The sequence below is a fragment of the Ruegeria sp. SCP10 genome, from assembly GCF_040329495.1.
Classification (GTDB): Bacteria; Pseudomonadota; Alphaproteobacteria; order Rhodobacterales; family Rhodobacteraceae; genus Ruegeria.
Genome location: NZ_JBDZYF010000002.1, coordinates 529890 through 541431 on the forward strand (window position 1 = coordinate 529890; position 11542 = coordinate 541431).

Genomic DNA, 11542 nt, shown 5'->3' on the forward strand with positions numbered 1-11542 from the left:
AATTCAATACGCCCCGCACAGCACCTCAACCCTTTTCAAGATTCTAAGACCGATACTCTTTCTTTTTGGAGGGTTCGCCTTCCTGGCATCGGTCCATATCATCTTCTTCTAAATCCCCTAAGAAAGGGACTTTAAATGAACCAGGAAATCACCAACAACCCGTTCAACCCGCTGACACCCCCGAAGGTTTTCGACGAGATCAAGGTCTCGCTGGCGTCACCCGAGCGGATCCTGTCTTGGTCCTATGGCGAGATCAAGAAACCCGAAACCATCAACTACCGGACGTTCAAGCCTGAGCGTGACGGTCTGTTCTGCGCGCGTATCTTTGGCCCGATCAAAGATTACGAATGTCTGTGTGGCAAATATAAGCGGATGAAGTATCGCGGCGTTGTCTGCGAGAAATGCGGTGTGGAAGTCACCCTGCAGAAAGTCCGCCGCGAGCGTATGGGCCACATCGAACTGGCCGCGCCTGTTGCGCATATATGGTTCCTGAAATCGCTGCCGTCTCGCATCGGTCTGATGCTGGACATGACTCTGCGCGATCTGGAACGCGTTCTGTACTTTGAAAACTATGTCGTCATCGAGCCCGGTCTGACCGACCTGACCTACGGCCAGATGCTGACTGAAGAAGAGTACATGGATGCGCAGGATGCCTATGGCATGGACGCGTTCACCGCCAATATCGGTGCTGAAGCCATCCGCGAGATGCTGGCCCAGATCGATCTGGAAGCCGAAGCCGAGCAGCTGCGCGCTGATCTGGCCGAAGCAACCGGCGAACTGAAGCCCAAGAAGATCATCAAGCGTCTGAAGGTTGTTGAATCCTTCCTCGAGTCGGGCAACCGGCCCGAGTGGATGGTTATGACTGTGATCCCGGTCATTCCGCCGGAACTGCGTCCGCTGGTACCGCTGGATGGCGGCCGTTTTGCAACGTCGGATCTGAACGATCTGTATCGCCGTGTCATCAACCGGAACAACCGTCTGAAGCGTCTGATCGAGCTGCGTGCGCCTGACATCATCGTTCGTAACGAAAAGCGGATGCTGCAGGAATCCGTTGACGCTCTGTTCGACAACGGCCGTCGTGGTCGCGTGATCACCGGCGCCAACAAGCGTCCGCTGAAATCGCTGTCGGACATGCTGAAAGGCAAGCAGGGCCGCTTCCGTCAGAACCTGCTGGGGAAACGCGTCGACTTCTCGGGCCGTTCGGTCATTGTGACTGGCCCGGAGCTTAAGCTGCACCAGTGTGGTCTGCCCAAGAAGATGGCGCTGGAACTGTTCAAGCCGTTCATCTACTCGCGCCTTGAAGCCAAGGGTCTGTCTTCGACTGTTAAGCAAGCGAAGAAACTGGTCGAGAAAGAGCGTCCCGAAGTGTGGGATATACTTGATGAGGTGATCCGCGAACATCCTGTCATGCTGAACCGCGCGCCGACGCTGCACCGTCTGGGCATTCAGGCGTTCGAACCGGTTCTGATCGAAGGTAAAGCCATCCAGCTGCACCCGCTGGTCTGTTCGGCCTTTAACGCCGACTTCGACGGTGACCAGATGGCCGTTCACGTGCCCCTCAGCCTTGAGGCCCAGTTGGAAGCCCGTGTTCTGATGATGTCGACGAACAACGTTCTGTCGCCTGCAAACGGCGCGCCGATCATCGTTCCGTCGCAGGATATGATCCTGGGTCTCTACTATGTGACCCTGGAACGCGAAGGCATGCCGGGCGAAGGCAAGGTGTTCGGGTCTATCGACGAAGTTCAGCACGCGCTGGATTCGGGCGAAGTGCATCTGCACTCGAAAATCACCGCGCGGATCACGCAGATCGACGACGAAGGCAACGAAGTTCAGAAGCGTTATGAAACCACTCCGGGCCGTTTGCGTCTGGGTGCGTTGCTGCCGATGAACAACAAGGCGCCGTTCGAGCTGGTCAACCGCTTGCTGCGGAAGAAAGAAGTGCAGCAGGTGATCGACACCGTCTACCGCTACTGCGGTCAGAAAGAGTCGGTTATCTTCTGTGACCAGATCATGTCGATGGGCTTTAAAGAAGCGTTCAAGGCGGGCATCTCGTTCGGTAAGGACGACATGGTCATTCCGGACGACAAGTGGGGCATCGTCGATGACACTCGTGGTCAGGTGAAAGACTTTGAGCAACAGTACATGGACGGCTTGATCACTCAGGGCGAAAAGTACAACAAAGTTGTTGATGCCTGGTCGAAGTGTAACGACCGCGTCACTGATGCGATGATGAGCACGATCTCGTCGTCGGATCGGGCAGAGGACGGCTCCGAACAGGAGCCGAATTCGGTCTACATGATGGCCCACTCCGGTGCGCGTGGCTCGGTCACTCAGATGAAACAGCTGGGCGGTATGCGCGGCCTGATGGCCAAGCCGAACGGTGACATCATCGAGACGCCGATCATCTCGAACTTCAAAGAAGGTCTGACCGTTCTCGAGTACTTCAACTCGACCCACGGTGCCCGTAAGGGTCTGTCGGATACCGCTCTGAAGACGGCGAACTCGGGGTACCTGACCCGCCGTCTGGTGGACGTGGCACAAGACTGCATCGTGCGTGAGATCGACTGTGGCACTGAACGTGCGATCACTGCCGAAGCTGCCGTGAACGACGGTGAGGTTGTTGCCTCGCTGGCCGAGCGTGTGCTAGGCCGTGTCGCTGCTGACGATGTGCTGCGTCCGGGCACCGATGAGGTGATCGTGGCCGCAGGTCAGCTGATCGACGAACGCATGGCGGACACCATCGACGAAGCCGGTGTTGCCTCGATGCGCATCCGCTCGCCTCTGACTTGTGAGTCTGAGGAAGGCGTCTGTGCAACCTGCTACGGTCGTGACCTTGCACGCGGTACCATGGTGAACACAGGTGAAGCTGTCGGCATTATCGCCGCGCAGTCGATTGGTGAACCTGGTACACAGCTGACCATGCGGACCTTCCACATCGGTGGTGTTGCGCAAGGTGGTCAGCAGTCGTTCCAGGAAGCCAACCAGGAAGGCGTTGTTGCGTTCGAGAACCCGCAGATCCTGGTCAATGCCGCAGGTGAAAGCCTGGTCATGGGCCGGAACATGAAGCTGGTGATCAACGACGAGCATGGCGAAGAGCGCGCCAGCTTCAAGCTGGGCTACGGCTCCAAGCTGTTTGTCAAGGACGGCACCAAAGTGGCCCGTGGCGACAAGCTGTTCGAATGGGATCCCTACACCCTGCCGATCATCGCCGAGAAAGCCGGTACCGCGAAATACGTTGACCTTGTTTCGGGCCTTGCTGTCCGCGACGAGACCGACGACGCAACCGGTATGACACAGAAGATCGTGATCGACTGGCGCGCGGCCCCCAAAGGCAGCGACCTCAAGCCCGAGATCATTCTGGTCGGCGAAGATGGCGAACCGGTCCGCAATGATGCGGGCAACCCGGTTCACTATCCGATGTCGGTGGATGCGATCCTCTCGGTCGAAGACGGTCAAACCGTCGAAGCCGGTGACGTTGTTGCGCGTATCCCGCGTGAAGGCGCCAAGACCAAGGACATCACCGGTGGTCTGCCGCGTGTGGCCGAACTGTTCGAAGCGCGTCGTCCGAAAGATCACGCGATCATCGCAGAAGCTGATGGTTACGTACGCTTTGGCCGCGACTACAAGAACAAGCGCCGCATCAGCATCGAACCGGCTGACGAGTCCATGGAGACCATCGAGTACATGGTACCCAAGGGCAAGCACATCCCGGTCGCCGAAGGGGACTTCATCCAGAAGGGTGAATACCTGATGGACGGTAACCCGGCACCGCATGACATCCTGTCTATTATGGGTGTCGAAGCGCTGGCGGATTACATGATCGACGAGGTGCAGGACGTCTATCGTCTGCAGGGCGTGAAGATCAACGACAAGCACATCGAGGTCATCGTGCGCCAAATGCTGCAGAAGTGGGAGATCCTGGATTCAGGCGACACCACCCTGCTGAAAGGCGAACATGTCGACAAGCAGGAGTTCGACGCAGCCAACGAGAAGACCATCGCCCGCGGTGGTCGTCCGGCACAAGGCGAGCCGATCCTTCTGGGGATCACCAAAGCCTCGCTGCAAACGCGTTCGTTTATCTCGGCGGCGTCGTTCCAGGAAACCACTCGTGTTCTGACCGAGGCGTCGGTTCAGGGCAAGAAAGACAAGCTGGTTGGCCTGAAAGAGAACGTCATCGTTGGTCGCCTGATCCCCGCCGGTACCGGTGGCGCAACTCAGGCCGTGCGTCAGGTTGCGCAATCGCGCGACAACGTCGTGATCGAAGCTCGCCGTGAAGAGGCCGAAGCTGCCGCAGCCCTGGCAGCGCCGGCATTCGACGACGACATGGTTGGCGACGAGTTGGACGTTCTGGTGGAAACCCCAGAAAGCCGCGAGTAAGGCTTGCAGATTACAAATTGGAAGGGCCCGGCGATTTCGCGGGGCCTTTTTTTGTCGCTGATGCATTTGACTGAATAGTCGATGGCAAAAGCATGCCTTGCCTTCCGATGTGACTTGGGTGTTTCTTGTGGCATGACTGAAAATTCAACTGTCCCGACAATATTTTTCTACGCACAAACAGACGATTATGCAGAGTTTTCCAACTTTGCCCCTTTCGGTATTGCAGTGGACGGCCAATGGTGGCGGACTGTCGAACACTTTTTTCAGGCTCAGAAGTTCTTAGACCCCGGCTATCGAGAACGCATCAGACTTACGAGCAAGCCAAAGGATGCCAAGGCGCTGGGGATGACGCGAAAACTACCGTTGCGCGACGATTGGGAGGAGGTGAAGGACCAGATCATGCTGGACGCGGTTCGGGTGAAATTTCGGACTCATGAAACCCTCAGACTGGTCTTACTTGCGACTGAAAATGCTCGGATCGTGGAAAATGCACCGATGGATTCCTATTGGGGCTGTGGCCCTGATGGGCGGGGTCTGAATAAACTGGGCAAGATATTGATGCAGGTTCGTCAAGAGCTGAGCTTGGAACAAGAGGTCGACGATGAAGAAGGTGAAGGGTGATTTGATCCATCTTGCGATGGACGGGCACTTCGACGTGATAATCCACGGTTGCAACTGTTTTCACACGATGGGTGCGGGTGTCGCCAAAACCATCGCTCAGCGGTTTCCTGAAGCTTATGAGGCGGACAAACAAACCAGCTATGGGGAGAGATCGAAGCTCGGCACGATTTCAACGGCCACAATCACACGAGGCGCGGTTAGTTTTGTTGTTGTAAATGCCTACACACAGTTTGATTGGCGAGGGCGCGGCAGGCGAGCCGACTACGATGCAATATCCGGGTGTTTCGAGGACGTAGCCAGACGTTTCTTAAAATCCCGAATCGGATATCCGTTGATCGGGGCCGGTCTTGCGCGGGGGGATTGGGCCCAGATCGCACCACGGATCGAGGCGGCTTTGGACGGGCTGGACCATACACTGGTCGAATACTCAGGTTGAACACTGGTGAGCAGGTTCAGTTGACAACCTGACTTGTTTACCGGCCAATGGCCGCAAGTATTGACCTTTGGACTCTGCCCGAATGACCCCCAACCTGAAAGGCGCGCTGCTGATGATGGGCAGCATGATGGCCTTTACCATCAATGACACGCTGGTGAAGGTCGCCTTGCAGGATCTGCCGCTGTTTCAGTTGATTGCCTTACGTGGATTGTTGGCGACGTCGCTTGTCTATCTGTTGGCCCGGCATCTGGGCGCGTTTCATCTACGATTTCCACGGCATGACAGATGGTTGATTGCCCTGCGCTGTGTGGCGGAGCTGTCAGCAACCTTCTTCTTTTTGACTGCGTTGAAACATATGCCTTTGGCGAATGTCACGGCGGTTTTGCAGGTCTTGCCCCTGTCAGTAACGCTTGGGGCCGCGTTGTTCTTTCACGAAGCAATCGGCTGGCGGCGCATGGTGGCGATTGCGATGGGGTTTGCCGGGATGCTGCTGATCGTTCGGCCCGGCCCCGAGGGGTTTGACCTATACGCGATCTATGCGTTGGTTGCGGTGCTCTCGGTCACGGCGCGCGATCTGATCACGCGCCGAATGTCGGCCGAGGTACCTTCGATGCTCGTTACGCTTGCGACCTCGTTCTCGATCACGGTGACGGCCGCGATTGTATCGATCTTTGAAGGATGGGTGCCGGTCTCTGTCGCCACGGGCGGATTGGTTGTTTCGGCTGCAATATTCGTTCTGGTTGCCTATTTGTGCAGTGTCATGGTGATGCGTGTTGGTGAGGTCGGTTTCGTCGCGCCGTTTCGCTATACCGGTTTACTGTGGGCGCTTGGGTTGGGCTGGCTGGTCTTTGGGGACTGGCCAGATGCGATTACCTTGATGGGTGCGATGCTTGTGGTTGGCTCGGGCCTATTTACGCTGTTTCGGACGCGTGCGCGTCAGCCCGAAGTGTGAACGCGCCGCACGGTCTGTGTGTCGATGGCAAAGCGGGTGCGAAACTCTGCTTCGTGTGCGAGGTCCAAAGGTTTCAATTCGATCTGCGCGTTGCGTGTAGCAGGTGAATCGTTGAACCCGTTCAGGCTGCGCACCCACATTGGAGCGTCCGGATAGCTGACGACCGGCATGATGCGACCCAGCCGGTTATGGGTATAGCTCATGATGGTGGCAGAGCTTCCACCGCGCACATACATACCCAGGCCAGCAGTGACCAGCGGCCGATGCACCATTGTGGCCTGCACGCCATCCGCATTCATTCGCGCAAGATAACCGCAATTGAAGTCGATCCCCACTGTCTCATGACTTTGCATCAGACCGGCGCAATCCTGAGCGGCTTGGCGCAGACGTTCCACAAAATCTACCGAGACGGCATCATCGTCGTCATGGCGAAATTGCAGGCACGCTTGGTTCGGGTCGGTGCGGGCGTTGTTCAGAAGCTCTTTCATTAAACGCCGGTGTCGGGCAGGCGGCTTTTGTATGATCCGCACTTGCGACATTCCAGCGGTTAGGTCACGCAGGCGATCATGGGCGGGTTTGGGCAGGCAGTCGCCGATCAGGATCAGCAGTTGAAACTCTTGATCCGTTTGGTTGCGCAAACAGGGCAGGGTCGAGGCTTCGAACAATCGAAACCTCTCTTCCAGGCGTGCGGGAGCATAGAGGTAGCGCCGCCGGTCCTCGGTTGTTTCATGCTGGACCTGAAAACCACCAATGGCGGGGTAGGAAAACCGGCACAGGCCAATGACCGGCATGGAGGTCAGACGCGTCATGCCGCACCATGCACCTTGCGCACGACCTCCTGATCAATGGCGTAGCGGGCGATAAACTCACCTTCCATCTCGGGGGTCAGGGGCTGCAGGACGACCTTGTTCTTGCGGGCATGCGGGGAGTCGTTAAATTCATGCAGCGTCCGCACCCACATCGGCGCATCCCCATATGAGATCACGGGCATCGACCGCCCGATCTTGTTATGGGTATAGCTGATTACGGCTTTGTCGCAGCCGCCAGCAACATACATACCAAGTCCGACGCCCAATTGATTGATAAAAACACGCGCGGCCTGAATACCATCTGCACCACAGCGGGCCAGAAACCCGTGGCAAAAATCCACGGCAACGGTTGAATGACTTTCGACCAGGCCGCGACCTTCGTGGATGGCGATGCGCAAGCGTTCGACCAGATCAACGGATACGGCATCGTCATCATCATGCCGGAACTGAATGCAGGGCTGATCCGCGTCGATGCGGGCCTCGTTCAGGACATCGCGCATCACTTGGCGTGTCTTCAACCCGCTGTCGGCAGGTTTTGAAACGATCCGAACCTGTTTCACATCCGCCGTCAGATCATGCAGCCGATCGCGCGCCTGTTTGGGAAGACAGTCGCCTGTCACGACCAAAAGCTCAAAATCCTCATCCGTCTGTTCGCGGAAACACGGCAGGGTTGAGGATTCGAACAGGCGGAACCGTTCTTCTAACCGGTCGGGGTTGTACAGATGATGCCGCCGCTCGTCGATCGTTCCATGTTCGATCTGAAAGCTGCCCAAAGCCGGAAACGAGAAACGGCACAGTCCGATGACTTGCATTGAGAACCTGTTCTTTTCGCTCTTCCGGCCACTATGGCGTTGCTTTAGACCCGCGGCAACCGAAAGACACTAGCGCGCGAACCGGGGGCGGATCACGCTCTGAATGCCGGGCTGTTGACACTTGGCCCGACTCCCCTTAATACGCGCGACATCTCGGTACCGGGGGCCGCCCCATAACCGATTTCAGTAATGAACTGGTCAAGACCCGGACAATTTTGCCGTTCGCGTCCTCTGATAACAAACCGCGACGTTCACCTCGGAATGGGAACGCTCGCGGGTTTTGCGCTTGTGGACGCATAAGTGCAGCAAGTTTAACCGCACGCAATGCGCGTGCATGTCATGTGTGTTGCAAAACGGGGAAGAAACCGGAATGCCAACTATTCAACAGCTGATCCGCAAGCCGCGGCAGCCCAAAGTAAAACGCTCGAAGTCCATGCACCTGGAGCAGTGCCCGCAGAAACGCGGCGTCTGCACACGTGTGTATACCACCACACCGAAGAAGCCGAACTCGGCTATGCGTAAGGTTGCCAAGGTGCGCCTGACCAACGGGTTCGAGGTCATCTCGTACATCCCCGGTGAAAGCCACAACCTGCAGGAACACTCGGTTGTGCTGATCCGTGGCGGCCGTGTAAAAGACCTTCCCGGTGTGCGTTACCACATCCTGCGCGGTGTTCTGGATACTCAGGGCGTCAAAGACCGTAAGCAGCGTCGTTCGAAATACGGCGCGAAGCGTCCCAAGTAAGAAGGAGAGGCTGATATGTCACGTCGTCACGCCGCCGAAAAACGCGAAGTCCTGCCTGACGCCAAATTTGGCGACAAGGTTCTGACAAAATTCATGAACAACCTGATGATCGACGGCAAGAAGTCGGTTGCAGAGCGCATCGTTTACAACGCCTTTGACCGCGTTGAGAACAAGATCAAGCGCGCACCTGTCGAAGTGTTCCACGAAGCGCTCGACAACATCAAACCGTCGGTCGAGGTTCGCTCGCGCCGGGTTGGTGGTGCAACCTATCAGGTTCCGGTCGAAGTGCGCCCCGAGCGCCGCGAAGCACTAGCCATCCGTTGGCTGATCACTGCTGCGCGCGGCCGCAACGAAAACACCATGGAAGAACGCCTCGCCGGTGAGCTGCTGGACGCTGTACAGTCCCGCGGTACCGCCGTGAAGAAGCGCGAAGACACCCACAAGATGGCCGAGGCGAACAAAGCCTTCAGCCACTACCGTTGGTAATTCAGAGGCTTATCAAAAATGGCACGCGAATATCCGCTCGAACTATACCGTAACTTCGGTATCATGGCGCACATCGATGCAGGTAAGACCACCTGCTCGGAGCGTATCCTGTATTACACTGGTAAATCCCACAACATCGGTGAGGTGCACGATGGTGCAGCCACCATGGACTGGATGGAGCAGGAGCAGGAACGCGGCATCACCATCACTTCGGCTGCGACCACCACTTTCTGGGAGCGCACCGAGGACGGTCAGACCGCCGATACCCCCAAGCACCGCCTGAACATCATCGACACCCCCGGCCACGTTGACTTCACCATTGAAGTTGAACGCTCGCTGGCGGTTCTCGACGGTGCCGTCTGCGTTCTGGACGCAAACGCCGGTGTTGAACCCCAGACCGAAACCGTGTGGCGTCAGGCTGACCGCTACAAGGTTCCGCGTATGGTTTTCGTCAACAAGATGGACAAGATCGGCGCAGACTTCTTCAACTGCGTTCGCATGATCGAAGACCGCACCGGCGCACGTGCTGTTCCGGTTGGTATTCCGATTGGCGCCGAATCCGAGCTGGAAGGTCTGATCGACCTGGTCACCATGGAAGAGTGGCTGTGGCAGGGCGAAGATCTGGGCGCAAGCTGGATCAAAGCGCCGATCCGCGACAGCCTGAAAGATATGGCTGACGAATGGCGTGGCAAGATGATCGAAGCGGCCGTCGAAATGGACGACGACGCGATGATGGAATACCTGGAAGGCAATGAGCCCGACGTTCCGACCCTGCGCGCCCTGCTGCGCAAGGGCACTCTGGACATCGCGTTCGTTCCCGTTCTGGGTGGTTCGGCGTTCAAGAACAAAGGCGTTCAGCCGCTGCTGAATGCTGTGATCGACTATCTGCCCAGCCCGCTGGACGTTGTTGATTACATGGGCTTCAAACCCGGCGACGAGGAAGAAGTTCGTGATATCGCCCGTCGTGCAGACGACGAAATGGCCTTCTCGGGTCTGGCGTTCAAAATCATGAACGACCCCTTCGTTGGCTCGCTGACCTTCACCCGGATCTACTCGGGCACCATGAACAAGGGTGACTCGATCCTGAACTCGACCAAAGGTAAGAAAGAGCGCATCGGTCGTATGATGATGATGCACTCGAACAACCGGGAAGAGATCGAAGAAGCGTTTGCAGGCGACATCATCGCGCTGGCGGGTCTGAAAGACACCACCACCGGTGACACCCTGTGTGACGCGAAGGATCCGGTGGTTCTGGAAACCATGACCTTCCCCGATCCGGTGATCGAGATCGCGGTTGAGCCCAAAACCAAGGGCGACCAGGAGAAAATGTCCCAGGGTCTGGCCCGTCTGGCCGCCGAAGACCCGTCCTTCCGTGTGGAAACTGACCTGGAATCGGGTCAGACCATCATGAAGGGCATGGGCGAACTTCACCTGGACATCCTGGTGGACCGTCTGAAGCGCGAGTTCAAAGTCGAAGCGAACATTGGTGCACCGCAGGTGGCCTATCGCGAAACCATCTCGATGCCGGTCGAGCACACCTACACCCACAAGAAACAGTCGGGTGGTTCGGGTCAGTTCGGTGAAGTTAAGCTGGAAATCCAGCCGACCGAGCCGGGCGAAGGCTATTCGTTTGAGTCCCGCATCGTTGGTGGTGCCGTTCCGAAGGAATACATCCCGGGTGTTGAAAAAGGCATCAACTCGGTCATGGACAGCGGCCCGCTGGCTGGCTTCCCCGTGATCGACTTCAAGGTTGCCCTGCTGGACGGTAAGTTCCACGACGTTGACTCGAGCGTTCTGGCGTTCGAAATCGCGGCTCGTATGTGTATGCGTGAAGGCATGCGCAAAGCTGGCGCGAAACTGCTGGAACCGATCATGAAGGTCGAAGTGATCACCCCGGAAGAATACACCGGCGGTATCATCGGCGACCTCACCTCGCGTCGTGGCCAGGTGTCTGGTCAGGAACCGCGCGGCAACGCGATCGCGATCGACGCGTTCGTTCCGCTGGCGAACATGTTCGGGTACATCAACACTCTGCGTTCGATGTCGTCGGGCCGTGCCCAGTTCACCATGCAGTTCGACCACTACGATCCGGTTCCGCAGAACATCTCGGACGAGATCCAGGCGAAATACGCATAAGCGAAGATTTGAGGGGGTCCGGTTCACGGGCTCCCTTCATTACCGAAAAAGGAGGCCATCATGGCAAAGGAAAAGTTTGAGCGTACAAAACCGCACGTCAACATCGGCACGATTGGGCACGTTGACCACGGTAAAACCACGCTGACCGCAGCAATCACCAAGTATTTCGGT

General features: G+C 57.2%; 10 protein-coding genes. 8 read left to right on the plus strand and 2 right to left on the minus strand.

The annotated features are described in order from the left end of the window. The first annotated feature begins 135 nt into the window (after nt 1–135). From rpoC to ABLN87_RS09025, 4 genes are all read left to right on the plus strand, one after another. Nucleotides 136–4377, plus strand: coding sequence for a DNA-directed RNA polymerase subunit beta' (gene rpoC, locus ABLN87_RS09010; protein WP_353009224.1), 4242 nt, complete (start codon nt 136–138; stop codon nt 4375–4377). Between the two features lie 81 nt (nt 4378–4458). Further along, nucleotides 4459–4998, plus strand: coding sequence for an NADAR family protein (locus ABLN87_RS09015; RefSeq protein ID WP_353009227.1), 540 nt, complete (start codon nt 4459–4461; stop codon nt 4996–4998). Beyond that, on the plus strand, nt 4979–5434 hold the full coding sequence (locus tag ABLN87_RS09020; RefSeq protein WP_353009229.1) for a macro domain-containing protein: 456 nt from the start codon (nt 4979–4981) through the stop codon (nt 5432–5434). The genes ABLN87_RS09015 and ABLN87_RS09020 overlap by 20 nt, the downstream gene beginning before the upstream one ends. Nucleotides 5435–5516: 82 nt before the next feature. Beyond that, on the plus strand, nt 5517–6386 hold the full coding sequence (locus ABLN87_RS09025; protein ID WP_353009231.1) for a DMT family transporter: 870 nt from the start codon (nt 5517–5519) through the stop codon (nt 6384–6386). Here the strand turns inward: ABLN87_RS09025 and ABLN87_RS09030 are convergent. After that, nucleotides 6371–7177: a putative rhamnosyl transferase gene (locus tag ABLN87_RS09030; protein ID WP_417750393.1), complete on the minus strand. Its 807-nt coding sequence runs from the start codon at nt 7175–7177 to the stop codon at nt 6371–6373. The two genes, ABLN87_RS09025 and ABLN87_RS09030, sit on opposite strands and share 16 nt — an antisense overlap. A 14-nt stretch (nt 7178–7191) precedes the next feature. After that, nucleotides 7192–8007 (minus strand): putative rhamnosyl transferase, encoded by an 816-nt coding sequence (locus ABLN87_RS09035; protein WP_353009237.1) that lies wholly within the window; start codon nt 8005–8007, stop codon nt 7192–7194. A gap of 370 nt (nt 8008–8377) precedes the next feature. Between ABLN87_RS09035 and rpsL the strand changes: the two genes are divergently transcribed. The 4 genes from rpsL to ABLN87_RS09055 form a co-directional block, all read left to right on the plus strand. Then, nucleotides 8378–8749 (plus strand): 30S ribosomal protein S12, encoded by a 372-nt coding sequence (gene rpsL, locus ABLN87_RS09040; protein ID WP_005621086.1) that lies wholly within the window; start codon nt 8378–8380, stop codon nt 8747–8749. Nucleotides 8750–8764: 15 nt separating this feature from the next. Next, nucleotides 8765–9235, plus strand: coding sequence for a 30S ribosomal protein S7 (gene rpsG / locus ABLN87_RS09045; protein ID WP_039529242.1), 471 nt, complete (start codon nt 8765–8767; stop codon nt 9233–9235). Nucleotides 9236–9253: 18 nt separating this feature from the next. Next, nucleotides 9254–11371, plus strand: coding sequence for an elongation factor G (gene fusA, locus ABLN87_RS09050; protein WP_170455048.1), 2118 nt, complete (start codon nt 9254–9256; stop codon nt 11369–11371). 60 nt (nt 11372–11431) lie between these two features. After that, nucleotides 11432–11542: GTP-binding protein (locus ABLN87_RS09055; RefSeq protein ID WP_170744588.1), on the plus strand; the 111-nt coding region annotated here is incomplete at its 3' end.